The following is a 26145-nucleotide window of genomic DNA, read 5'->3' on the forward strand; positions in this document are numbered from 1 at the left end:
TATTATTTAGAACAATCATAACCACATTTGAAAATCTTCTATTTTTTGCCTTCCACATATTTTTTGTCGAAAACAAATAATCTTAATATTAATATTAACGATGGAATCAGTAAAAGTAAACCTAAAATAAAAGCAATGATTAACGCAATTGCCATACTACTATTTACTACGTGTTCATTTATACGAATGAACGGATAAAGTAAATATGGTAATTTACTTGCACCATATCCGAAAAATGCAAATCCCATTTGTAAAATGACTAATATAAATGCGTAACCATGTCCTTTTTTCATTAATGTTAAGACCATTGCACCAATAAAACAAATAAAGCTTAACAAGAATATCCACCAATAATTAGATACTGCATTGATGAAGTGTGCTTCATTTTGTAAACGCAATGATAAAAATACAAATAATGAAATTGCTATCATTGGTGGGCCCCAAATTAAGAACCAATATCTTAATAAGTTATACGCTGGTTTATCTTTTGCTTTCGAAGCATAATATGTTAAGAAACCTGAAGATATATACAGAACTGAGATAATCGCTAAGAATACGACTGACCAAGAGTATGGACTTAATAATAACTCTGTCCAATTTAAATCCAAATTATTTTCTGTTCCAGTGATATATCCACCTTCTGAAATCGTTAATGTCGTAGCAAGTGATGCTGGTATTAATAAACCAGCGATACCATACATTGCTAACCAAACTAATTTACTATCTGGGCCATAATTTTCAAAGGCATAAAATGCACCTCTAATAGACAGTAATATTAAAGCGATAGAGGCTGGCAATAGTAACACTGTTCCAAAATACATTGCAGTGTCAGGGAAAAAACCTACCACACCAACAAAGAAGAATACAAAGAAAACATTTGTCACTTCCCAAACTGGGTTTAAATAACGTGCTATTAAATGATTTATTTTCTTATCTTGCTTTGTAATTTTGGCATGTAATGTAAAGAAACCTGCACCAAAATCTATGGATGCAATAATGATGTAACAGAATAAGAAAATCCAAAGTACGGAAATGCCAATATATGCGAATATCATTATGCATCACCTCTTTCTGAAGCTAGTGCTTCAACTTCTTTATAAGCTGGTTTCTCTTTAAACATACGAATTAATACATAAGCAGAGGTAACCATTAACACAAGGTATAACAAGCCGAATAGAATTGTAACTAGGGTTAATCCTCCTGCTTGTGTCGCAGCATCTGCTACTTTAAGATAACCACGAACAATCCATGGCTGACGACCTTGCTCTGTTAAGAACCAACCAAACTCGATTGCTAGCATAGCCGCTGGACCAGTCAATAGTACACCATATAACATAGGTTTTGAATGTGTAAATTTCCGCAGTTTTTTAAATATAAGTGTAAGTACATATGCACCGGAAACGACTAAACAAAATACCCCCATCGAAACCATGAGATCAAAGTAATAATGTACAATCATTGGTGGTTGTAAATCTTTTGGAAATTCATCCAGACCTTTAACTTCTGTATTAGTATTATTATCAGCTAAAAAGCTAAGGAGACCAGGAATTTTAATTGCGCCATTTACTTCTTGCGTTTTTTCATCTAAGGAACCAAATAAAACTAAATCTGCATGTGATTCCGTATCAAAGTGCCATTCATAAGCTGCTAATTTCTCTGGTTGCTCTTGATGTAAGAACTTAGCAGATAAGTCACCTGCTAACATAGATCCTAATGTAAAAACAACACCTAAGATCATAGTTAGTTTTAGTGCTTTTTTATGATATTCTGTATCTTTTTTAAATTTATTTTTGAGTAATTTGAAAGCAGCGATAGCCGCTAATACAAACGCCATTGTCATAAGTGCAGTTGCAACCACATGGAATGATCTAATTAAAAACGAATCATTAAACATTGCTGCTAATGGTTCTACATTAACCATTTTGCCATTTTTCATTTCAAATCCAGCAGGTGTATTCATAAATGAGTTAACGGCAGTAATAAAGAACGCCGAGAATGATCCACCAAGGATAACTGGTATACTAATTAAAAAGTGCGTCCATTTTCCTTTAAAACGATCCCATGTATATAGATATATACTCAAGAATATCGCTTCAAAGAAGAAAGCAAATGTTTCCATAAATAATGGTAATGCTATAACATGTCCACCCATTTGCATAAATGTTGGCCATAGTAATGACAACTGTAGACCTATAATTGTACCTGTCACGACACCTACAGCTACTGTTATCGTATAACCTTTGGACCATCTTTTGGCTAATGTTGTGTATAGTGGATTATTTTTCTTAATACCAATAAATTCGGCAACAGCGAACATGACTGGCATCCCCACACCAATTGTTGCAAAAATTATATGCACTGCGAGTGTCATCGCAGTTAAAAACCGTGCTAATTCAACTGAATCCATAATATCACCTTTTTTATTTATTTGTGACAAAAATCACAACGTCTTTCCATTATAAACCGGTGTACATATTTTTTAAATTTATTTCTCTCAAAATAAAGTGACAAATTAATGTCTAATTTCATACAATTTAAAAGACTTGAAATATATTCTAAAGTCTCTTATATTATAGTAAATTGAATAAAGAAAGGATAAACCGATTATGAACGAGATTATCATATACACACAAAATGATTGTCCACCTTGTACTTTCATCAAAAACTACTTAGCTGACAATGATGTCGCATATCGTGAAAAAAATATCAGTAATACACAATATAGAAATGAAATGATTGATTATGATGCATTTGCAACACCTTTTATTTTATTAAATGGTGAACCAATGCACCAAATTGACATGGATAAAATAAATAGCACATTAAATATTAAATAAGCGATGCATTCTCAAAGTTAACAATTTAATTATGTTGTAAAGTTAATTAAGTACTAATTATAAAGTAACGTATTTTGTAACTTTTTACAAAATTAAAAATTAATCATTCGTGTTTCTTTAGCCATTTCTAAATAGAATTTATTAATATTAAACACTCTATGCAAACCCTCCAGCCTTTAAATTCACTTTCCAAACATAAAAAACGCCAATTTCTATTTAATTACAATAGAAATCGGCGTTTTTAGTTAATCTCAGATGTTTATATCCAAGACATATCTTTATTTTTTAATAAGTACTCATTTTATTTAGCGTATTGATTTACTAAATCTTGAACTTCTTCAGAAGTAGCACAATCAATTGCTCTTTGAGCTAATTCTTCCATTTCATTTTGACTTAAACCTTTGATTTGACGACGTGCTTTAAGTACTGAGGTAGCACTCATTGAGAACTCATCTAATCCTAAGCCTAATAACAATGGAATTGCAATTTCATCGCCAGCCATTTCTCCACACATACCAGTCCATTTACCTTCTTTATGAGAAGCTTCTATTACTTGTTTTACTAAACGTAATATTGAAGGATTATATGGTTGATACAAGTAAGAAACACGTTCTGACATTCTATCAGCAGCCATTGTATATTGAATTAAATCATTCGTTCCTATACTGAAGAAATCAACTTCTTTAGCAAATACATCTGCCAACGCAGCAGTAGAAGGAATTTCTACCATAATACCAAGTTCGATATCATCAGAAACTTCAATGCCTTCATTTGTTAAGTTATCTTTTTCTTCAAGTAACAATGCTTTAGCATCACGGAACTCTTGGATTGTAGCTACCATAGGGAACATGATATTCAATTTACCAAAAGCAGATGCACGTAATAATGCACGCAACTGTGGTCTGAAAATATCAGGTTGATCTAGGCATAAACGGATAGCACGGTAACCTAAGAAAGGATTCATTTCTTCAGGTAAATTCAGATAAGGTAGTTCTTTATCTCCACCAATATCTAAAGTACGTACAACAACGCGTTTATCTTCCATCGTTTCTAATACTTTTTTATAAGCTTCGAACTGCTCATCTTCAGTTGGCATTTCGTCTCTACCCATATATAAAAATTCAGTACGGTATAATCCAATGCCCTCTGCACCATTTTCAATTACACCTTTTAAATCATTCGGTGTACCGATATTGGCAGTAAGTTCAGCGTGTCTACCATCAATTGTAGTTGTCTCTTCATCGCGTAATTTTTGTAATTCTTGCTTGTCTTCAAAGAAACGTTCACGCTTGTTTTGATAAGCAATGACTTCATCTTCAGTAGGATCAATGATGACTTCACCTGTTAAACCGTCAACAATAATCATGTCACCTTGTTTAACTTCTTGAGTAATAGATTTAGTACCTACAACTGCAGCAATTTCTAATGAGCGACTCATAATTGCTGAATGTGAAGTTCTACCACCTATATTAGTTACAAATCCTTGTACAAATTCTTTATTTAATTGAGCAGTATCTGAAGGTGTTAAATCGTTACCGATTATAACAACGCTTTCATCAATCATACTAGGATTTGGTAATTCTACACCTAAAATATGTGCTAACACACGTTTTGAAACATCGCGGATATCAGCAGCACGTTCTTTCATATATTCATTATCCATTGATTCAAAAATAGTAATGAATTGTCCAGTTACATCAGATAATGCAGTTGGTGCGTTAACTTGTTCATTCTTAATTTTTTCTTCGATTGGTTGAATTAATTCAGGATCATCTAAAACAAGTAAATGCGCATCAAAAATTGCTGCTTTATCAGCACCTAAATTTTGTTCAGCATTATTTCTAATTTTAGTTAATTCAACTTTGGATGTTTGAATAGCATTATTGAACTTTGCAATCTCAGCATCTACATCTGACACTTTTTCGCTATCAAATGATAAATCTGGTTCAACTAATAAGTATGCTTTAGCTATAGCTACACCGTCAGATGCAGCTATACCATTTATATAATTAGACATAATTATTTAGTTAATCCTTCTTTAGATAAAATGTCAGTGATTGCTTCAATTGCATCTTTTTCATCGCTACCGTCAGCGTAGATTGTAATTTCAGCATCTTTACCTACACCTAAACTCATAACACCCATGATTGATTTCAAGTTAACTTTTTTACCGTTATATTCTAATTGAATATCAGAATCAAATTTTGAGGCAGTTTGAACAAGCATTGTCGCTGGACGAGCGTGAATACCTGTTTCGTCGATAATTACATATGATTTTTGTTCCATAAAATGATTTCTCCTTCGTATAGTTAGAATCGTTGGTTTATTATAAAACCTAGCATAGTTTTATATAATAACATTACCAAATTATTATTATAAATTCAATTCGTTGCACCCATGACATGACAATATTCAGAGAATTTTAGCTAATTTGTGAAAACGCTATAGTTTTAAACAAGTTCTTTCACAACTTTTTCACATTTTTGAATATGTTCATCTCCAATTTTTTTCATAAAGTAATAACTAATTGATGCTGAAATAGCCTGCCCCACAACCGGGAACCATTTCGTTTGTTTCGCAGCTACACGTTTTGCAACATCTCTAACGACAACTTTTAATATCGCATTCGATATTTTTTTACCTATAAATTGACTACCTTGAATCGCCGCGGCAGCTAAGACACGCTCTTTCATATCATCGCCCATGTTATTCACTTGTTTATGATCTAATCCATAAATTTTATTAACATCTTCAATAATATCTCTCATCAATTTAATATCGACACCAAAATCTAAACCGGGTATTGGCACAATACTGATACTTGATGATAAAACAGATTTTTTTCTAACTAGTGCCTGTGCACGTTTACGTCGTTCTTCAATTTCTATATTTGTGGTAGGTATATTACTTTTTTGTTTGATATCTTCAATTTTTAATACTTTATTACCAACTTTTTGTGTAACATTATTTGTGATTTTATTTTTAAAACCCATTTTATTCACTCCTTAGTAAATTACTTCGTATTAAAAAGAATACCCTTTTTTCATAATTTTACTTTATTTTTACAAAAACAGCCTTTAAATATTTAGAAGGTTTATAGTGTGGATGTGTTTTGAAATCTTTTGGCAAGCCCATTACTTCTACAATTTCATAATCTACTTCTTCTTCTGTTAATGTTTGATTGATTACATTTTTGAATGATTTCAAAGAAAACGTACTATTATTTGTGCATAACAGTAATGTACCGTCAGGCCCTAATATTTCAAGTGCACCTTTAATTAATTTATCGTAATCTTTTAATACGGAAAAAGTTTTTTTCTTGTTTCTAGCAAAACTTGGTGGATCAATAACAATCGTATCGTAAAACAAGTCATGACGACACGCATAATTAAAGTAATCAAAAGTGTCCATTACATAAATATATTGTGACTTAGGATCAATACCATTCAAGCCAAAATTTTCTTCTGTAAGTGCACGTGATCGGTTTGCTAAATCTACGCTTGTTGTCATTGTTGCGTTTTCGGCAGCTATAACAGAAAATGCACCCGTATAACTAAATACATTTAATATTTCTTTATCTTCAGCATAATGATCTTTTAATTTTTTTCGTACTTCTTTTTGATCTAAAAATATGCCTGTCATAGGTCCATCATTTAAATCTACATTATAGAATGTGAAATTTTCTTCAATAATAATTGGAAACTCAGGTGCTTCACCATCAACAAATCCACCTTGAATTTCTGCGTCTTTAAATCTCATTTTTTCAAATATAGACGTATATTCGAATACATTTTCTAACGCTGATAATACATTATAACGGAATTTATAAATGCCTTTTGAATACCATTGGATTAAGAAATGACCATCATAGTTATCTATGGTTAAACCACCTATACCATCGCCTTCACCATTAAAAACACGAAAAGCATTCGTCCCATCAATATTATAGAAATATTCACGTTCAGCTTTGGCATTTTTAAATAATGTTTCAAAAAATTGTGTGTTAATGACTTCATCTTTGTCATAGCTCAATACCCAGCCAACGCCTTTATGCTGTCTACCAACATAAGCAGTAGCTATATATTGATCTCTATCGTTCATTAAATAAAATAGGTCCCCCTCTTTTAAATGATCGTGTGCATAAATATCTTCTTCATCTACTAATGGGTATTCATTTAAATATTTCGTTTCTTTTCCTCTATTTAACGTGGCAATTTTCATAAATTTATGTCAGCCTTTCTACTTTTATTTATATTTATTATTTGCTTATTCATTTTATCATCTCATTAACATCGTAACATCAATTATCTACAATTCACCAAAATATTATATCTGAAACTTCATAAGTATTTTTATAGAAATTTAATTTTTCAATAAAGATTGGGTCGCCTCACCTTATCAAATATAGTGAATGACATCAGCCGATGCTCATGAATAAGTGCGACTAATCCACATAAAATGTGAAAGAAATTCTATTTAGAAGTTGTGTTTTACCTTTACTTTCAAATAAAAAAAGCCTGAGACAATGCCATGTCCCAGACTTCTTCCTTGTTTCTATTAAAGTAATTAATATTTAGTTGGTTCACGTAACTTCATAACAAATGCTACAAATATAGCCAATAGCATAATGATTAAAATTGGTGTGATAAAGATGGATAATAATAATCCGTGAACCATAATGTTCATAAACTCAGTCAGTAATTTGAAGAATAATAAACTGACCATAAACATTTGCAGATAATAGAACCTATCTTTTAAGAAATTCGTTAATGTTGTCAATATATAAATAATGATAATAATCATTAAAAAGAATAGCGTAATCCATTCTATCACATATTGTGTTTGGGAAATTTCCCAATTACCTGAAACAAAAAGTGAATTCCTATTGTTAAATTCAATTAAAGTAAAGAATAATAAGATGGCTCCACAGAACAACTCTACATATGCAGGTTTAATCCATTTAGGTTTTTTCATCCAATTTGGAATATCATCCTCTTGAATATCGATAATTTCTTTCCATTTAGCAATAAATTTATCTTTTTTATCTCTAGCTTTTTGAATATCAACACTTCTGCGCGTTTTACGTGTAAATTCTGTTGTTTTATCTTGTAGTGTCTTCCATGTTTCTTTCGTTTGATTTGTTACTGATCCTTTGTTAGTTCTTGATAATTCTGGTTCTTCTTCCCCAAGTTCTTGTTTTGTTAAAGGAAGTGATCTTCTTAAAAATAAGAAGTTCCAAATAGACATTTGTCCAAGTAACCACATGATAATAAAGAATGTGTTAACACTCAAAATATCAATAGGAATGATTTCATCGCTTTCAATTCTTCCGTATAAAACAATTTGCGTTATTAAGTAACTTATCCCATAACTGAAAATAATCCATAAATAATGATATTTTCTATGTTCTGTATTTAACTCGTCCTTATAAACGATATAACCAATATGAATTGCAAATGGTATTACGAAAATAATAGCAAAAAAGCTATAAACTTGAGTCATCAATATCAGTGTTATGATGAAAAAAAGAATACCAATAACTAAAAAGAATACTGAAATATCATAGTCATATCTTGTCGTTCTATATAAAGTAAAGCCAATCATAATGACACCAATACCAAATAAAGCAATAATGATGGCACTAATTATCGGGAAATTACCTATGTAATTACTCATTACTCTAATTATTTCACTAAAAAATGCATTTATAAAATCCCATACATTATGAATGTGCAAATCAATTTTACCTTTACCATTTAATTTATTAATTAATGGTAAATTAATTAAAATGATAAGACCTGTGAAAAGCGAAACGATGCCTATAACATAACTATATAATATCTCAGCGTGTTTCTTCAAAAAAGACATACCATTCACCTCAAAAGTTATTATATATGAACATTTAGTTCTTGTCTTTAATTATCTAATAAATAAGTCCATAGTATGATATAAAATGACTTATAGTCAAATTCCCACTTACAATTCATGTTTAAACAATTTTATAAATTTAACTTATTAAGTACATTATCGATGCATTATTTACATTATCCATTAATTAACATTAATCTCATATCAAACTATTGTAATTATATTGAAGTGTTTATATTTTATTCAATTGTGGTATATACTAAATATAGATAATCATAACTATGAAGGAGTGCTTTAATTATGAGTAAAGAAGAATTAAATAAAGAAGCAGCTGAAAAAGCTAAAAAAGCAGAGGATAAATTAAAAGAAGAAAAAGAATCTGCAAAAGATAACACTGAAGAAACTAAACAAAATATTCAAGATACTTTAGACTAGTATAGATACTTGGTATTAATAGTAATTCAATATAAATGTAAATCCGATATGGGAGTGCGACATCAAATCTTATCGAAATGAGGTTTGTGTCCATTCCTATTTTTAAGGGTTTTATAACATGATTACATGTAATAAACTTAAATAACAACGTTTGTCCTTAAAATAATCACTCTATTAACCAACAATTTCTAGCATAACCTTGACATAAACGACGAAAAGTCATACATTATAATTAAATTTAAATAAATCATTCGCACTAGGGGTGTTTTGTGACTGAGATGAGGTATACCCTCAAACCCTTTGAACCTGATCTAGATTAAACTAGCGTAGGAAAGTGTATTGCGATATCACTGAGTAACTTTGGTATCCGTATGCCTATATAAAAACGCGCAACTTTCTAGAAGGTTGTGCGTTTTTTATATTAGGAGGAACAATGATGTCAAAAGGTTTAAAACTATCCGAAATACTTGTAACTGTGCTTATCGCAGTTGTTTTCGCTATTATTTATAATATTTGGAATTTTGTCTATAAAGCTGTACAGGTAACTGGACTTCATTTTGAAGAACTCACTTATGGTGCCTGGTTTATGGCAGCAGTCGTAGCTTATCTCATAATTCCAAAAGCCGGTATTGCTGTGCTTGCAGAATTTGCTGCAGGTGCTGGTGAAACAATTGTAATGGGTCGTTTTGATATTGCAACGATGGTCTATGCATTATTACAAGGTTTAGCTTGCGAAATTATATTTGCTATTTTTCGATATAAATCACGTTCAGCAATGGTTGCGATGCTAGCAGGATTTTTAGCTTCAGTTGCAACACTACCTTTAGATTTTGCCTATGGTTATCTAGGAGAAGTCGCGGGTTGGAATCTTGCTTTATACATCATATTTAGATTAATTAGCGGTATTATCGTTGCCGGTCTCTTATCTTATTATATTGTTAAAGCACTTGACCAAACTGGTGTAACAAAATTATTCAGACCAGCAACCCAGAGTGATTATGACAATCTATAAGGAGTAATAATGTTGATAGCTACTAAAAATTTACGCTTGAAATATCCAAATGGTCAAAAAAAAATATTCGACAATTTGTCTATTCAAATAAAAGATAAAGAAAAGGTATTATTATTAGGTCCTTCTGGTTCAGGTAAAAGTACTTTATTAAACGTACTTAGTGGCATTGTGCCAAACTTGATAGATTTGCCGTTAAAATATGATGCATTAGAAGTCGATCCTTCAAGTGGTGTCATATTCCAAGATCCAGATACTCAATTTTGTATGCCTAAAGTTTATGAAGAACTTGCATTTGTACTAGAAAATCAACAAGTTCCTCGGGAAGAAATGGATCATCGTATTGAGGAAGCACTAATGACAGTTGGATTAAACGTGGACAAAAATCAATATATTAATGAATTAAGTGGCGGTATGAAACAAAAACTTGCGATTGCTGAGACAATTTTACAACAAGCAACGACACTATTTTTAGATGAACCTACCGCGATGTTAGATGTAGAGTCAACTGCTGATTTATGGCAAAAAATTCAATCATTGTGGCGAGACCAAACTGTACTTATAGTAGAACACAAAGTCGAACATATATGGCAACATGTCGATCGTGTCGTTTTAATGAATTATGATGGTGCCATCATTGCAGATGCCCCACCTTCTCAAATTTTAAATTATTATGAAGCGCTATTAACTGAATATGGTGTTTGGCATCCAAAAGCTTGGCATTCTGCACCAAAAGCACTAAATTTTTCAGATTCTGATTCATCTCATTTTAATTTCCAAATTCAAGATGCAGTTATTAAACGTGGAAAGCAGCAACTCATTAACATTCCTAAGTTAAATGTCAATGCGGGAGAATGGATATCCATTACCGGGTCCAATGGTTCAGGTAAAACTTCACTGCTCGAATCAATGATGCAATTAATTAAATATGAAGGTCAGATGTACATCAATCATCATATTTACACTAAAATTAAATCTGCAGCAAAATCTATGTATCTTGTGTATCAAAATCCCGAATTACAATTTATAACAAATTCTGTATACGACGAAATTCATATACAAAACAAAAACAAATTTAATTCAACGGATGAAGCTAAACAGCAAACTGAATCATTATTAAAAACGCTTAACTTAACATCAGTACAAATACAACACCCTTATGAATTATCTATGGGACAAAAACGACGCTTAAGTGTTGCCATTGCTTTAAGTGCTTCTTCTGATTTAATTTTACTTGACGAACCTACATTTGGACTTGATAGTCACAATACATTTAACCTAATTAAGCTGTTTCAACAGAGAATTAAACAAGGACAAACCATTATCATGGTTACACATGACCCAGAAATTATTGCACGTTACCCAACTCGAAGACTACATCTCGAACATCACCATTTAATAGAAAAGACAGGTGATACGTATGTTTGATATGTGGAAAAAACACCATTCCTTTATCGATGATGTAAATATCATTACTAAATTAGGGATTGCTGTTATATTATTCTTCTTTGTCATATTTGTTCATCAATTCGATTATATGTTTTATATTACGTGCTTAATGCTTGCTCTATTATTAATATTCAATGGCTTGCAATTTAAAATTACCTTAGTATTTATCACTTTTACGATACTTTTCAGTTTAGTGTCCGCATTATTCATGATTTTTTATGGTGATGGGACGCACTTACTATTCAAATTTGGGTTTATACAAATAACAACTGAAAGTTTGTATCGTGGCTTACATTTAGCGATGCGTACAACAACGGTTTCATTTTTTGGAATCTTAATTGCTTTTACTTCACAAATCGTTCTTGTATTTTATAGTTTAATGCAACATTTAAAAGTAAAACCCAAAGTAGCATATGCCTTTATGGCGGCAATACGCATGGTGCCATTAATGTTTATGTCTTTTTTACAATTAAGAAAATCATTAAAAATACGTTATCAATTAATAAGTGCCCAAAATTATCGAGGTATAAAAAGAGTCAAGCACCTCATCATTCCGTTATTAAGTCAAAACATCAGGAAGGCACATCAGCTTTCAGTAGCAATGGAAAAAAAAGGCTTCAAAGATGGGCCTCGAACATATTATTATCCTGCACCTTTCTCGTATAAAGATATTCTGTTAATTATAGTTATGGGACTCATATTAATAAGTGCCTATTACTTATCACTATATTTCCCAATAACTGGAATCGACGATGTCCGTATAACAAGTATTTATTAAAAAAGTTCAACTAACTTTTCGAAATCATTTTTATCCAAAAAAATAAAAGCGATGGAACAAAACCTAAACCAGTTTGTTCCATCGCTTTTTTGCTATTTTTGTTTTATCGCTTTGTCACTGATGTCAGAACGATAAAATAATGCATTACTTTGAATTTGGTCAACCGCTTCATAAGCATTAGCTTTAGCTTCACTAATGTCGCTACCTTCGCCTAAAGCGAGAATAACACGACCTCCTGAAGTTACGTAATGTTGATCAACTTTATTTAAACCACTTACAAAGTATCTTCCATCTAATGTAAACCCTGAAACGACCTCACCTTTATTATAAGTACCTGGATAGCCTTTAGACGCAAGCATAACCCCTACAACCGCATCTTTTTTCCACTTAAATTGAATCGGTTGCTTCGCCTCTAAATCTAAAATGTGTTGCATCAAATCACTTTCCATTCGAGTCAACAACACTTGCGCTTCTGGATCTCCAAACCTTGCATTAAACTCAATCACCTTAGGACCATCTTTTGTTATAATTGCGCCTATATATAGCACACCAAAAAATGAATAGCCCTCTTTCGCCATTGCTTGTGCAATTGGCTGAGCAATTTCTTTATTTGTACGTTCTATCATACCCTTATCAATATGAGGTACCGGACAGTATGCTCCCATACCACCAGTATTAGGACCTTCATCATTGTCAAACGCACGTTTATGATCTTGCGCAATACAATCAAATGGCACAGCATAATCTTGATTAACAAATGTCATAAGTGAAAATTCCTCGCCTTCAAGAAATTGTTCAAATACAACTGTGCCATTTTCTTCAGAATATAAAATGTCTATTCCTTCACGTGCTTCATCGATATTATTAGCAATAATAACACCTTTACCTGCGGCTAATCCATCTTTTTTCAGTACAATTGGAAATTCACATGTGTCAATATAGGCTAATGCATCTGTTTTGTTATTTGTTTCTTTGTAAGCTGCAGTTGGAATGTCATACTTTTCCATGAGTTGTTTTGCAAATAATTTTGAACCTTCAATTTGTGCTGCAGCTTCATTTGGACCAAATACTTTTATATTTTCTGTTTGCAATTTATCGGTTAATCCTTCGGTTAATGGCTGTTCAGGTCCAATAATTACCCATGAAACATTCTGTGTCTTAGCAAAATCTACAATTTTTTCATGATTCGCTTCATCTATATCTGTATGTACTGTCGCTATATTTTTCATAGCGCCATTGCCTGGTATCACATGAATTTCATTAATAAGTGGAGACTGTTTTAATTTAAATGCTAATACATGCTCTCTACCACCTGCACCAATTACGAGTACTTTCATAAGCTACATTTCCTCCAATATTAATTAATGTTTAAAATGTCTTACGCCTGTTGTAACCATTGCAATACCATGTTTATTTGCCATATCAATAGATTCTTGATCTTTGATAGAACCACCTGGTTGAATAATTGCTTTAATACCAGAATTTGCAGCTAATTCTACCGTGTCATCCATAGGGAAGAAACCATCTGAAACCATAGCAACGTCATCGTTTATTTCAATCGCTCTTTCAATTGCAATTTGAGCAGAACCTACTCTATTCATTTGACCTGCACCAATACCCACTGTTTGTTTTGCATTACTTAAGATAACAGCATTACTTTTAACTGATGCAACAACTTTCCATCCAAGAAGCATAGCATCCCATTGCGCTTCTGTTGGCTCAACTTCTGTAACGACTGTCATGTCTTCTCTATTTAATTTGACATTATCTTTATCTTGTACAAGATAACCTCCTGATACAGAGACAAGTTCTTGTTCACTATTATCAATTGTCATATCAATCTCTAAAAGCCTAATATTTTTCTTTTTACCTAACACTTCTAGAGCTTCTTGTGTAAATTTTGGTGCAATAACAACTTCTAAAAAGATACCATGCAATACTTCTGCCAATGATTTTTCTACAGTTCTATTCAAAGCAACAATACCACCAAAAATAGACTGATTATCTGCATCGAAAGCATGTTTATATGCCTCATCAATTGTTTCAGCAACGCCCACGCCACATGGATTCATATGCTTAACAGCAACAGCAGCAGGTTGTTCAAATTGTTTCACCAATGATAACGCTGCATCCGCATCTTTGATATTGTTATAGCTTAATTGCTTGCCATGTAATTGTTTGGCACCTGCTAAAGTATGTTTGGCATCAGATGTTCTAACAAAATAAGCTGATTGTTGTGGATTTTCACCATAACGTAAACTTTCCTTATTATCTTTAAAATAGTCTACAATCGCTGCGTCATATTCATTTGTATGTTCAAATACTTTAATCATAAGTGATTTGCGATAAGCTTCATCTAATGTGCCATTTTTCAATTTATCAATCACTTCATTATAATCAGCAGGATGTACAACGGTGATAACATGTTTGAAGTTCTTTGCTGCAGCACGCAGCATCGTTGGTCCACCGATATCAATGTTTTCAATTGCATCTTCTTCTGTCACATTAGGGTTTGCAACCGTTTCTTTAAATGGATATAAATTGACAACTACCATATCTATTAAATCAATACCTTGTGCTTGCAGTTGTTCTAAATGTTCAGGTTTATCTCTATCAGCTAAAATACCGCCGTGTACAGATGGATGTAATGTTTTAACTCTGCCATCCATAATTTCTTCAAACTCTGTCAACTCTGAAATCGACTTCACAGGTAACCCGCCATTGGCTAATTCACGCATTGTTCCGCCCGTTGAATATAATTCATAATTTTGCTCTATTAATGATTGACCAAAGGTTACAATACCTGCTTTATTAGACACACTTAATATTGCTTTCTTCATTTAAATTAGCACCTCTTATTGAATGATTTTTGATATGACTTCTGGATATAATTCATGCTCTATTGCTTTAATTCTTTCTTCAAGATCAGATTTATTATCGTCCGGATAAATATCACATTGACGTTGTTCAATAATTTCTCCCGTATCCATACCACTGTCAACATAATGTACTGTTGAACCAGTTATTGTATCGCCACTTGCTAGCGCTTGTCCTATAGCATCTTTCCCTTTATATTTTGGTAATAATGAAGGGTGAATATTTAAAATGCGTTTATCATAAGCTCTTAAAATATTTTCACCTATTAATTTCATATAGCCAGCTAGAACAATCCACTCTACTTTTTCAGACGTTAACCATTCTATAATTTTACGTTCATAATCCGCTTTAGAATCAAAATTTTTCAATTCATTAATATGAACATCTAAATGATATTTGCGCGCGCGTTCAATACAATATGCATTTACTTGATCTGTATAAAGTGAGGTTACTTCAATATTTGGTAGTTCCCCTTGTTTGATTTTAGACATAATACTTTCAAAATTACTTCCAGAACCAGAAGCAAATATAGCTATTTTGGTCAATTTTATACCCCCGTTAATTGGATTGGTTCGTTGCCTTTAACAGTTTCACCAATTTTATATGCCTTGATATTTTGACCATTAAGTATTTCTAATGTTGATTCAACTTGGTTATTATCAACGACTAAAGTAAAGCCAATACCCATGTTAAAAATGTTATACATTTCATCAGTTGAGATGTTTCCTTGTTCTTGTAACCAATCAAATATAGCTGGCGTAGGAAATTGCGTGACATCAATCTTGGCTGTTATCCCCTCAGGTAAGGCTCTAGGTATATTTTCATAAAAACCGCCCCCTGTAATATGGGTCATGGCATATATCTTAATAGATGATTTAACAGCTAACACGGGTTTTACATATAAACGTGTGGGTTTCAAAAAAGCATCTAAAAATGTCTGTTCTTGATTGAATGGTTCACTTAATTTAATACCTGATTGTTGTATTAATTTTCTAACTAAACTATAACCATTGGAATGTATGCCACTAGATTCAAGACCTATAATTGCTTGTCCAGGTTCAACAGATGAGCCATCAATATAGTCATCCTTTTCTACTGCACCTACTGCGAAGCCTGCTAAATCATATTCACCCTCGTGATACATTTCTCCCATTTCAGCTGTTTCTCCACCGATTAAAGCTGTATTGGTCTCTTCACAGCCATCACTTACCCCTTTGACAATTTGCTCAATGACTTCAGGAACGACTTTATTAGTTGCAATATAATCTAAAAAGTAAAGTGGTTCTGCACCTGTAGTTAAAATATCATTGACACACATTGCGACAGCATCTATACCAATCGTGTCATGTTTATCGTTATCGATGGCTAATTTTAATTTTGTACCTACACCATCTGTACCTGATACAAGTAAAGGTGCTTTCATATTTAACTGTGACAAATCAAATGTAGCACCAAAGCCACCCAATCCACCAAGTACTTCTTTGCGCATTGTTCTTTGGACATGACTTGTCATTCGTTCTACCGCTTCATACCCTGCATTAATATCGACGCCTGCTTGTTGATATGCTTTAGACATTTAAATTACCCTCTCTATCAAAGTATTGTTGATGATTTGCTAAGTACGCTTTTTGACGTTCACTTAAATGCGCTACATAATCTTGCTCATAATCATATAAACCTGCAGGATAATCACCTGTGAAACTTTCAACACAAAGTCCACTATAAGGCGCATCGCAATCAAGTCCAATAGAATCAATTAGACCTTCGACTGTTAAATAAGCCAGTGAATCTGCTCCAATATAATCACTAATCTCCTCGGGCGATTTATTTGATGAAATAAGCTCTGCCGTTGTTGAAACATCTATGCCATAAAAACTTGGAAACATAAACTCAGGAGAAGCAATGCGTACATGAACTTCCTTAGCGCCTGCGTCTTTCAACATTTGTACTATACGTTTACTCGTAGTACCTCTGACAATCGAATCATCTACTAAGACAATATTTTTATCATAGACAATATCTTTTACAGCAGATAATTTTACGCGGACGCCTTGTTCACGTAATTCTTGTGTCGGTTGAATAAATGTTCTTGCAACATATTGATTTTTAACAAGACCCATTTCATACGGCAGTCTACTCTCTTCGGCATAACCAGATGCTGCTGAAAGTGAAGAATTAGGTACACCAATAACCATGTCCGCATTTGATGCTGGACTTTCTTTCGCTAATTGCTTACCAGACTGTTTTCTAACAGCATGAACATTTTTACCGGCAATGGTTGAATCAGGTCTAGCAAAGTAAATATACTCCATAGCTGAAATAGCCGTCGTTGTATGACGCGTATAAGATTCGACTCTGATCCCATCATCATTGATGACTACATATTCTCCAGCATGAATATCTCTTACAAATTCAGCACCTAGGACATCGATTGCACATGTTTCACTGGCAATAATATATGAACCATTTTTCATTTTACCAACAGCTAATGGTCGAATCGCATTAGGGTCAACTGCACCATATAAAGCGTCTTTAGTTAGTACCGCAAAAGTAAATCCGCCTTTTATTTTTCTTAAACTTTCTTGAAAAGCATCTTCAAATGTAGGTGCTTTACTTCTGCGTATCAAGTGCATGATAACTTCAGTATCTGAAGAAGAGTGAAAAATAGAGCCTTGATGTTCTAAAGATTTTTTTAGACTTTGCGCATTGATAAGATTACCATTATGACAAACTGCAACACTCATATCATAAAAATGATATAAAAACGGTTGAATATTCTCTATACCTTTATTCCCGGATGTTGCGTATCTCACATGCCCAATTGCATGTTGATATGTTTTAAATGATTCCATTTGTGTATCTGATATCGCATCTGTCAATAAACCTAAACCACGTTCACCTTTAAGCACTTCACCATTTGAACAAACGATTCCAGCACCTTCTTGACCACGATGTTGCAAACTGTGTAGTCCCATATAGGTTAATTGAGCAGATTCCGGATGATTCCATATGCCAAACACGCCACATTCTTCATTTAATCCGTTGCTGTCATACATTGAGGTATAGCTCCTTCCCATAAATCATTTAAATGTTTTACATCACGCACAATTTCGCTCTGTTCATTTGTCACTTTAAATTGTTGATCATTAGTCACTTTACCAATCTCAACAGCATAATCGCAGTTTAATGATTGACCATTTTTTACGATTACAATATAACGTCCTTGTGTTTCACTAAACAGTTGCGCATTCGTAACACTTAGTTTCGCCTGTAAACCAAGTTGGTAATGTGCACTGATACGAGCTAAAGTAAGCAATAAGCCACCTTTACCTACTGTTTGCACATGTGAAGCTACCCCTTCTCGAATTGCTTGTTTTATCGATTCACCTTTACGAACTTCTTGCGATAAATCAATGGATTCAAATTCATGATTCACTTGACCATACAACAATTTCTCTATTTGACTACCACCGAAATCATCATTTGTATCACCAACAACATATAATGTATCTCCTACAGAAGGATTAAAATGATTAAGATAACTTATGTCATCGATGAGACCAACCATACCTACTACAGGTGTTGGGAATATAGATGTTTCTCTCGTTTCGTTATATAAAGACACATTACCCGAAACGACAGGTGTGCTTAAAACCTCACATGCTTCTGCCATACCTTTTGTTGAATCTGCTAATTGTTGATATATTTCTTTCTTCTCAGGTGAGCCATAATTTAAACAATCCGTCATAGCTAAAGGCGTTGCACCTACAGAAATTAAATTTCTATACGCTTCGGCAACAACTATCTTTCCACCTTCATATGGATTGTTAAATACATAGCGGGCTTCTCCATCAATCGTTGACGCAATAGCTTTATCAGTTCCTTCAACGCGCACAACAGAGGCTTGTAATCCTGGCTTAACTATCGTATTAGCACCTACTTGTTGATCATATTGTTCGTATAAATAACGCTTCGAAGCTATAGTTGGGTGTTGTAATAATTGATCAAATACGGATTCAACATCTACACTGCTATAGTCATTTTTAGTTTCATTGTATTCTGGCGACGTACCTTCAAGTACATAAACTGGCGCTTCATCAGATAAAGGTTGAACTGGAATATCGGCAAATACTTCATCTTCATAAGTTAATACGAAACGATCCGTGTCAGTTACTTCTCCAATTACTGCACTGTCTAACTCATGTTTATCAAAGAGGTCTAAGAATTTTTGTTCTGTTCCCTTTTCTACAACAAGCAACATACGTTCTTGAGTTTCAGATAACATCATTTCATACGGTGAAATACCTTGTTCTCTTGTAGGGACTTGTTCTAAACGTAAATGTAAGCCACTACCACCTTTAGCTGCCATTTCTGAGGATGATGATGTTAGTCCTGCAGCCCCCATGTCTTGGATACCAACGAGTTCATCAAATGTGATGGCTTCTAGCGTGGCTTCCATTAATTTTTTACCTACAAATGGATCACCAATTTGAACAGATGGTCGTTTGCTTTCACTATCTTCACTTAATTCTTCAGAAGCAAAAGTCGCACCATGAATACCATCGCGGCCAGTTTTTAAACCAACATAAATAACAGAGTTTCCAACGCCTTTAGCCGTCCCTTTTTGAACCATGTCGTGATCAATAATGCCTACACACATCGCATTGACGAGTGGGTTGCCATCATATCGATCATCAAACTCTATTTCTCCAGCAGTTGTAGGAATTCCTATACAGTTACCATAGCCACCTATACCTGCAACAACGCCACGTAAAAGTCGACGGTTTTGTTTTTCTGTCAATTCACCAAACCTTAGACTATTCAATAAATTAATTGGACGTGCACCAATAGAAACAATATCTCTAATAATGCCTCCCACACCAGTAGCTGCGCCTTGGTATGGTTCAACTGCAGAAGGGTGATTGTGTGACTCAACCTTGAACACAACCGCTTGGTTATCACCAATATCAACAACGCCTGCGCCTTCTCCAGGGCCCATTAAAACATGTTCACCTGAAGTTGGAAATTGTGTTAAAAAGGGTTTGGAATGTTTATAAGAACAGTGTTCACTCCACATAACTGAGAAAATACCAATCTCCGTAAAGTTAGGTTCACGACCTAAAATATCACAAACCTTTGCGTATTCTTCATCACTTAATCCCATATCCTTGTACAGTTGTTCAATTTTAATATCTTCAGAACTTGGTTCAATAAATTTAGACATTTTGTTCCCTCCAACTATTTACCATTGCTTGAAATAATTTTACGCCGCTATCTGTACCAAGAATTGGTTCAATAGCACGTTCCGGATGAGGCATCATACCACACACATTGCCCTGTTCATTGATAATACCTGCGATATCATTAAAAGAACCATTCGGATTATTGACATATTTTAATATAATTTGATTATTTGCCTCTAAACGATCATACATATCTTGAGTACAATAATAATGTCCTTCACCATGCGCAACAGGATAAACTACAGTTTCATCCTCATTATATAAATTTGTGAATGCCGTATTATGATTTACCACACGCAATGATTCATTTCGACTCACGAATAAATGAGAATCATTATGTAGTAAAGCACCTGGAAGTAAACCAATTTCAGTTAGAATTTGAAACCCATTACACACACCAAGTACCGGTTTACCTTCTTTCGCAAATTGTTTTACTGCTTCTGTAATTGGTGCAACACTTGCCATTGCCCCAGAACGTAAATAATCACCAAAAGAAAAACCACCTGGTATCAGTACACCATCAAAACCGTCCAACGATGTATTTCTATAATCTACATATTCTGCTTCTACATCTGATTTCAATGCAGCATTATACATGTCTCTGTCGCAATTTGATCCTGGAAATTTCAGCACTGCAAATTTCATTATGCCTTCTCTCCTTCTTCCAATACTTTATAGCTATATTCTTCAATAACAGTATTAGCAAAAAGTTTTTCACTTAACGTAGTTACAACATTATGAACTGCTTCGTCAGTTGCTTCATCAACAGTCATATAGAGTACTTTACCAACTCTGATATCATTGACTTGCTTATATCCTAAATCATGTACAGCTCGATTTAATGCTTGTCCTTGTGTATCTAATACTTGTGGTTGTAATGTAATATGCAATTCAATTGTTTTCATTGTTAGAGTGCCTCCAATTTATTTAAAAAAGTCTGATATGTCTCGATAATTGATCCTGTATCTTCTCGATAAACATCTTTATCAAAATTTGTATCACTTTGTTTATCCCAAATTCGACATGTATCTGGAGAAATTTCATCAGCCAATAAAATTTCACCTTCATTTGTGCGTCCGAATTCAATTTTAAAATCGACTAATCTTAAATTCATTTTGTCCATTAAGTTCACTAATACTTCATTAATTTCTGTTGCTGCTTCTTTTAATTTTTCAATTTCACCATCATTAGCAATTTGAAGTAGTTTAATATGGTCTTCAGTGATAAGGGGGTCGTTCAAATCATCATTCTTGTAGAAAAATTCAACTAATGGTGTTTCAAATGTATGTCCTTTTTCAAAACCTAGTCTTTTTGTAATTGAGCCTGCTGCAATATTTCTAACTACAACTTCTAAAGGAATGATTTCAACCGAATTAACTAATTGTTCCGTTTCAGATATTTGCTCAATAAAATGACTATTCAAGCCTTTAGCTTTCAAATAATTAAATATACGAGAGGTAATTTGGTTATTTAAGCGTCCTTTCCCTTCAATGAAGTCTTTTTTAGCACCATTACCAGCTGTCACTTCATCTTTATATTCAACTCTTAGTACATCAGACGTTCCTGTTGAAAAAATTCTTTTAGCCTTTCCTTCATATAACAAAGACATATATTTATCTCCCTTCAAATTGTTTAAGCAACTTTTGTTCAGTTTCATTTATATCATTAGTTAACACCGTTAAATGTCCCATCTTACGATTAAATTTACGTTCGTTTTTGCCATAGATATGGACATGCCATTCAGGGTGTTCTGCGAATTGATCTTCTAATAAATCTAAATCTCTGCCTAATAAGTTCATCATAATCGCCGGTTTCAATAGTGTTACTTGTTGTGGTAATTGTTGTCCTGTTATTGCCTTAATATGTGTATCAAATTGAGAATATTCGCAAGCTTCAATTGAATAATGTCCGGAATTATGCGGTCTAGGCGCAATTTCATTTACATATAGTTGATTCTGTTGATCTATAAAAAATTCAACTGTAAATGTACCTATAAAATGTATGGCTTTAATTATTTTATTTACTTCATTACGCGCTTCTTGCTCTTTATTATCTTGTACTCGCGCAGGCACGATTGTTTTAAATAGTATTTGATTTTGATGTTCATTTTCTTGTAGAGGGAAATATGTGATCTGATTGTTTGTACCGATGGTTACTGTCAAAGAAACTTCTTTACTTAAGTTTAGGTACTGTTCTGCTACACATTCTTGTGCTTGAATCAGTTGACGCGCTTCATCTAAATGAGTGGCGTCTTTAACAAGCACTTGACCTTTACCGTCATATCCACCGAAACGTGTTTTAACAATAAAAGGATATCCAATTGAATCAACCGCTTTAACTAAATCGTCATAGTCAGTTAATTGGAGGAACGGCGCTATATTACTGCCAGAATCTTGTAAAGTTTGTTTCTCCGTCAGGCGATCTTGAAGTAATTGAATCGCTTGATAGCCTTGAGGAATATTATATTTTGAAGCTAATGCTTGTAATTGATTAGCCGAGATATTTTCAAATTCGTACGTTATTACATCTGATAATGCTCCAAGTCGATCTAGTGCTATTTGGTCGTCATACGCAGCGTTGATGAACTCGTTGGCAACATACTGGCAAGGACATGATGAATTGGGATCTAACACAATCACTTTGTATCCCATTTGTTGGGCAGACTGCGCCATCATTTTGCCCAGTTGACCGCCTCCTATGATACCTATGGTTGAGCCGAATTTTAATTTACTCAAGTTCATCTTGCATATCACTCACTTTCTCAACTAAAGATTTTTCATAATTTTCCAAATTCTTTTGCACTGTTTGATTACCAATACTAAGTATTCTTGCAGCCAAGATACCCGCATTTTTAGCGCCAGCTTTACCTATTGCTGTCGTTGCTACTGGAATACCACCTGGCATTTGTACAATTGACAATAGCGAATCCATTCCTTTTAAACTTTTAGACTCAATAGGAACGCCAATTACTGGTAAAGTCGTCATTGACGCAACCATACCTGGTAAATGCGCAGCACCGCCTGCACCAGCGATAATGACATCATATCCTGCATCTCTCGCTTCTCTTGAAAATTCAAACATTAATTGAGGCGTACGATGTGCTGAAACTACTTTTTTATCATACGGAATTTCAAATTGGTCTAACATCGAACAACTTTCTTTCATTGTTTCCCAATCAGAAGAACTTCCCATAATGACTACTACTTTCAAAATGAACACCCTTTCAGAAATTTGAAATGATACTACTATTAGATGTATATTACAGATATAGCATAACAAGTAAATGATGCTTTTTCAATCAAAAATCGAACTTTAATACTTTTTTTTTGTTTAATCTACGTCTTTTGGTTGTTAATTATCCCATCATTTGTGTTAATGTTAAGTAAAGTTCAAACATTCAAGGAGGATTTTTTCATGGTCGCAAAAATTTTAGACGGTAAACAAATCGCTAAAGATTACAGACAAGGACTTAAAGATCAAGTTGAAGCTTTACAAGCTGAGGGGTATACACCAAAATTATCTGTCATTCTAGTCGGTAATGATGGTGCAAGTCAAAGTTATGTCAACTCTAAAAAGAAAGCTGCGGAAAAGATTGGAATGATTTCAGAAATTGTTCATCTCGACGAATCTACTTCTGAAGCAGACGTTTTAAACGAATTAAAACGCTTAAATGAAGATGATAGTGTGAGCGGTATATTAGTCCAAGTACCACTTCCTGATCAAGTAAGTGAACAAAAAGTATTAGAATCTATTAACCCAGCAAAAGATGTCGATGGCTTCCATCCTGAAAATATTGGTAAGCTTTATATTGATCAACAAACATTTGTACCTTGTACACCATTAGGTATCATGGAACTTTTAAATCATGCCGATATTGATTTAGAAGGAAAAGACGCTGTTGTTATCGGACGTAGTCACATTGTAGGTCAACCAGTTTCTAAATTATTACTTCAAAAAAATGCTTCCGTAACGATTCTTCATTCAAGAACTAAAGATATGAAGCGTTATTTAAAAAATGCTGACATCATTGTTAGTGCTGTGGGTCGTCCTGGATTAGTAACAAAAGAAGACGTTAAAGAAGGCGCGGTTGTAATCGATGTAGGGAATACACCTGATGAAAATGGTAAATTAAAAGGTGATATCGAATACGATGAAGTTAAAGAAGTGGCAGGTGCAATTACACCCGTACCTGGTGGCGTTGGCCCAATGACAATTACAATGGTATTAAATAACACACTTATAGCTGAAAAAATGCGTAGAGGGATTGAATAAACTCGCGAGATAAAGAATCAATTTTTTTGATATTTATATAAATAAAATGCTTTACTGCTTCATTAACAAAACAAGACACGTTAAGTTCAATACGACTTAACGTGTCTTGTTTTTTGTTAATTTATATTATTTCATTCAATCATATAACACTTTATACACCAACACTTAATTTAGGGATAAACGATTCGAAATGAATTTTCGTTTCATCAACTTCCATTTCTTTTAAGGTAGTGATGATAGATTGAAGGAAATTAACACCACCACAAACATAAATTTCAGTATCTTTTGTTATAAATTGATTCAAATACGATGCATCCATATAACCCATTTTATGCTTATCATAAATAATATAATCGTTATTCTCTTTACTTTCAGCTATTGCCTCTAGTTTATTTGAGAATGGTATATCTGTATCATTAATAATATTTTGAATAAATTGAATTGGCGCTTCTGACTTAGCCACTTGATTAAACATTGGAATTAAAGGTGTAACCCCGATACCGGATCCAATAAATAGTTGTGGTGACTCACTGTTGACCACGGAAAACGGACCTACTGGTGCTGATAATTGAATCGTATCGCCTTCTTTGTATTCACTATGAAGTATCGTAGACACTTCCCCTTCATGTGTTGTTGTTACATCATGTTTAACTGCAAAAGTCAGTGTTTCACTATCACCTTCTACAATTGAATAATGGCGTTTAGCACGGTATGGTAGTGACGCACTCTTCACATCGACCGTGACATATTGACCTGGTTTAAATTTACTCATGTCTATTTCATCAGATTTAACTGTAAATGCTTTGATGTCTGTAGCTACAGTTTCTATATTTTTAATTACAAATGCTTGGAAACCATCCCATGCCATTGTTTTATAAATATCTTTTTCAACTTCAATAAATACTTTAGCAATTTCTCCGTATGCTTTAGCCCAAGTGTCTAAGATTGCATCATCATCCGATAATTTTAAAACATTTTGGATGGCAGCTAATAAATTTTCACCTACAATATCATAACCAGCTGGCGGCACCTGTAATGCACAATGTTTAAATGCAATTTCTTTCACAACTGGTAAAATACGTGTCAAATCATCAATATTCATCGCTGCAGCTAATACACTCTGTGCTAACGCCGTTGATTGCAATCCTTTCTTTTGGTTTGTTTGATTAAACATATTTTTTAATTCAGGGTGCTGTGTAAACATTCTATTATAGAAAAACGATGTGATTTCTACCCCTCTTTCTTGCAATACCGGAACCGTTTCTTTAATAATCGCTTTTTCTTTTTCATTCAACATAATAAGCACTTCCATTTCTTCAAATATAGATTTATCATTTCTACTTTATTTTATTACAAATTATTGTATTTCAAAACAAA

Annotated in this window: 25 protein-coding genes and 1 riboswitch; of the genes, 6 read left to right on the forward strand and 19 right to left on the reverse strand. The window is 33.4% G+C overall.

Annotated features, from left to right (window positions below; genetic code table 11):
* Positions 1–38: 38 nt before the first annotated feature.
* Positions 39–1055, reverse strand: coding sequence for a cytochrome d ubiquinol oxidase subunit II (locus tag SSP_RS08575; protein WP_011303423.1), 1017 nt, complete (start codon positions 1053–1055; stop codon positions 39–41).
* On the reverse strand, positions 1055–2407 hold the full coding sequence (locus SSP_RS08580; RefSeq protein ID WP_011303424.1) for a cytochrome ubiquinol oxidase subunit I: 1353 nt from the start codon (positions 2405–2407) through the stop codon (positions 1055–1057). Before SSP_RS08580 ends, SSP_RS08575 begins: the two co-directional genes overlap by 1 nt.
* A gap of 199 nt (positions 2408–2606) precedes the next feature.
* Between SSP_RS08580 and SSP_RS08585 the strand changes: the two genes are divergently transcribed.
* Positions 2607–2837: a glutaredoxin family protein gene (locus tag SSP_RS08585; protein WP_002483686.1), complete on the forward strand. Its 231-nt coding sequence runs from the start codon at positions 2607–2609 to the stop codon at positions 2835–2837.
* A 301-nt stretch (positions 2838–3138) separates the two neighbouring features.
* On the opposite strand, the gene ptsP is transcribed toward SSP_RS08585, so the two are convergent.
* The 5 genes from ptsP to auxA all read right to left on the reverse strand — a co-directional run bounded on the left by ptsP (position 3139) and on the right by auxA (position 8705).
* Positions 3139–4854, reverse strand: coding sequence for a phosphoenolpyruvate--protein phosphotransferase (gene ptsP, locus SSP_RS08590; protein ID WP_011303425.1), 1716 nt, complete (start codon positions 4852–4854; stop codon positions 3139–3141).
* Positions 4855–4856: 2 nt separating this feature from the next.
* Positions 4857–5123, reverse strand: a complete 267-nt coding sequence (locus tag SSP_RS08595; protein WP_002483688.1) for a phosphocarrier protein HPr — start codon at positions 5121–5123, stop codon at positions 4857–4859.
* A 164-nt stretch (positions 5124–5287) separates the two neighbouring features.
* The gene (locus SSP_RS08600) at positions 5288–5830 is read right to left on the reverse strand and encodes a hypothetical protein (protein WP_002483689.1); all 543 of its coding nucleotides are present in this window, start codon (positions 5828–5830) and stop codon (positions 5288–5290) included.
* A 58-nt stretch (positions 5831–5888) separates the two neighbouring features.
* On the reverse strand, positions 5889–7058 hold the full coding sequence (locus SSP_RS08605; RefSeq protein ID WP_011303426.1) for a class I SAM-dependent rRNA methyltransferase: 1170 nt from the start codon (positions 7056–7058) through the stop codon (positions 5889–5891).
* A 345-nt stretch (positions 7059–7403) separates the two neighbouring features.
* On the reverse strand, positions 7404–8705 hold the full coding sequence (gene auxA / locus SSP_RS08610) for a lipoteichoic acid stability factor AuxA (RefSeq protein ID WP_011303427.1): 1302 nt from the start codon (positions 8703–8705) through the stop codon (positions 7404–7406).
* A gap of 300 nt (positions 8706–9005) precedes the next feature.
* On the opposite strand from auxA, the gene graF reads away from it, so the two are divergent.
* The 4 genes from graF (at position 9006) to SSP_RS08625 (ending at position 12376) form a co-directional block, all read left to right on the forward strand.
* Positions 9006–9140, forward strand: coding sequence for a glycopeptide resistance-associated protein GraF (gene graF / locus SSP_RS13145; protein ID WP_002483692.1), 135 nt, complete (start codon positions 9006–9008; stop codon positions 9138–9140).
* Positions 9141–9388: 248 nt separating this feature from the next.
* Positions 9389–9490: riboswitch (TPP riboswitch) on the forward strand.
* Between the two features lie 86 nt (positions 9491–9576).
* Positions 9577–10152: an ECF transporter S component gene (locus SSP_RS08615; protein ID WP_011303428.1), complete on the forward strand. Its 576-nt coding sequence runs from the start codon at positions 9577–9579 to the stop codon at positions 10150–10152.
* 12 nt (positions 10153–10164) lie between these two features.
* Positions 10165–11577: an ABC transporter ATP-binding protein gene (locus SSP_RS08620; protein WP_041784911.1), complete on the forward strand. Its 1413-nt coding sequence runs from the start codon at positions 10165–10167 to the stop codon at positions 11575–11577.
* A complete protein-coding gene (locus tag SSP_RS08625) occupies positions 11570–12376 on the forward strand; it encodes an energy-coupling factor transporter transmembrane component T family protein (RefSeq protein WP_011303430.1) in 807 nt (268 codons plus the stop codon). Before SSP_RS08620 ends, SSP_RS08625 begins: the two co-directional genes overlap by 8 nt.
* Positions 12377–12468: 92 nt before the next feature.
* Here the strand turns inward: SSP_RS08625 and purD are convergent, their stop codons facing one another.
* The 11 genes from purD to purE are packed head-to-tail and all read right to left on the reverse strand — an operon-like array spanning position 12469 to position 23706.
* Positions 12469–13713: a phosphoribosylamine--glycine ligase gene (purD, locus tag SSP_RS08630; RefSeq protein WP_011303431.1), complete on the reverse strand. Its 1245-nt coding sequence runs from the start codon at positions 13711–13713 to the stop codon at positions 12469–12471.
* Between the two features lie 24 nt (positions 13714–13737).
* Complete coding sequence (purH, locus tag SSP_RS08635) at positions 13738–15216, reverse strand: bifunctional phosphoribosylaminoimidazolecarboxamide formyltransferase/IMP cyclohydrolase (protein WP_011303432.1); 1479 nt, start codon at positions 15214–15216, stop codon at positions 13738–13740.
* 15 nt (positions 15217–15231) lie between these two features.
* The gene (purN, locus tag SSP_RS08640) at positions 15232–15798 is read right to left on the reverse strand and encodes a phosphoribosylglycinamide formyltransferase (protein WP_011303433.1); all 567 of its coding nucleotides are present in this window, start codon (positions 15796–15798) and stop codon (positions 15232–15234) included.
* Positions 15799–15800: 2 nt separating this feature from the next.
* Positions 15801–16829, reverse strand: a complete 1029-nt coding sequence (gene purM, locus SSP_RS08645; protein WP_011303434.1) for a phosphoribosylformylglycinamidine cyclo-ligase — start codon at positions 16827–16829, stop codon at positions 15801–15803.
* On the reverse strand, positions 16822–18309 hold the full coding sequence (gene purF, locus SSP_RS08650) for an amidophosphoribosyltransferase (RefSeq protein WP_011303435.1): 1488 nt from the start codon (positions 18307–18309) through the stop codon (positions 16822–16824). Before purF ends, purM begins: the two co-directional genes overlap by 8 nt.
* Complete coding sequence (gene purL, locus SSP_RS08655) at positions 18288–20477, reverse strand: phosphoribosylformylglycinamidine synthase subunit PurL (protein ID WP_011303436.1); 2190 nt, start codon at positions 20475–20477, stop codon at positions 18288–18290. Before purL ends, purF begins: the two co-directional genes overlap by 22 nt.
* Positions 20470–21141 (reverse strand): phosphoribosylformylglycinamidine synthase subunit PurQ, encoded by a 672-nt coding sequence (gene purQ, locus SSP_RS08660; protein WP_011303437.1) that lies wholly within the window; start codon positions 21139–21141, stop codon positions 20470–20472. Before purQ ends, purL begins: the two co-directional genes overlap by 8 nt.
* The gene (gene purS, locus SSP_RS08665) at positions 21141–21401 is read right to left on the reverse strand and encodes a phosphoribosylformylglycinamidine synthase subunit PurS (RefSeq protein ID WP_011303438.1); all 261 of its coding nucleotides are present in this window, start codon (positions 21399–21401) and stop codon (positions 21141–21143) included. The genes purQ and purS overlap by 1 nt, the downstream gene beginning before the upstream one ends.
* A gap of 2 nt (positions 21402–21403) precedes the next feature.
* A complete protein-coding gene (gene purC, locus SSP_RS08670) occupies positions 21404–22105 on the reverse strand; it encodes a phosphoribosylaminoimidazolesuccinocarboxamide synthase (protein ID WP_011303439.1) in 702 nt (233 codons plus the stop codon).
* A 4-nt stretch (positions 22106–22109) separates the two neighbouring features.
* Positions 22110–23237: a 5-(carboxyamino)imidazole ribonucleotide synthase gene (gene purK / locus SSP_RS08675; RefSeq protein ID WP_011303440.1), complete on the reverse strand. Its 1128-nt coding sequence runs from the start codon at positions 23235–23237 to the stop codon at positions 22110–22112.
* Positions 23224–23706 (reverse strand): 5-(carboxyamino)imidazole ribonucleotide mutase, encoded by a 483-nt coding sequence (purE, locus tag SSP_RS08680; RefSeq protein ID WP_011303441.1) that lies wholly within the window; start codon positions 23704–23706, stop codon positions 23224–23226. The genes purK and purE overlap by 14 nt, the downstream gene beginning before the upstream one ends.
* A gap of 204 nt (positions 23707–23910) precedes the next feature.
* Here purE and folD point away from each other — a divergent pair, with 204 nt between their 5' ends.
* Complete coding sequence (folD, locus tag SSP_RS08685) at positions 23911–24768, forward strand: bifunctional methylenetetrahydrofolate dehydrogenase/methenyltetrahydrofolate cyclohydrolase FolD (RefSeq protein WP_011303442.1); 858 nt, start codon at positions 23911–23913, stop codon at positions 24766–24768.
* Between the two features lie 151 nt (positions 24769–24919).
* Here folD and SSP_RS08690 read toward each other — a convergent pair whose 3' ends face one another.
* Complete coding sequence (locus SSP_RS08690; protein ID WP_002483708.1) at positions 24920–26065, reverse strand: globin domain-containing protein; 1146 nt, start codon at positions 26063–26065, stop codon at positions 24920–24922.
* Between the last annotated feature and the right edge of the window lie 80 nt (positions 26066–26145).

Origin of the sequence: Staphylococcus saprophyticus subsp. saprophyticus ATCC 15305 = NCTC 7292 (genome assembly GCF_000010125.1) — a bacterium.
GTDB lineage: Bacteria > Bacillota > Bacilli > Staphylococcales > Staphylococcaceae > Staphylococcus > Staphylococcus saprophyticus.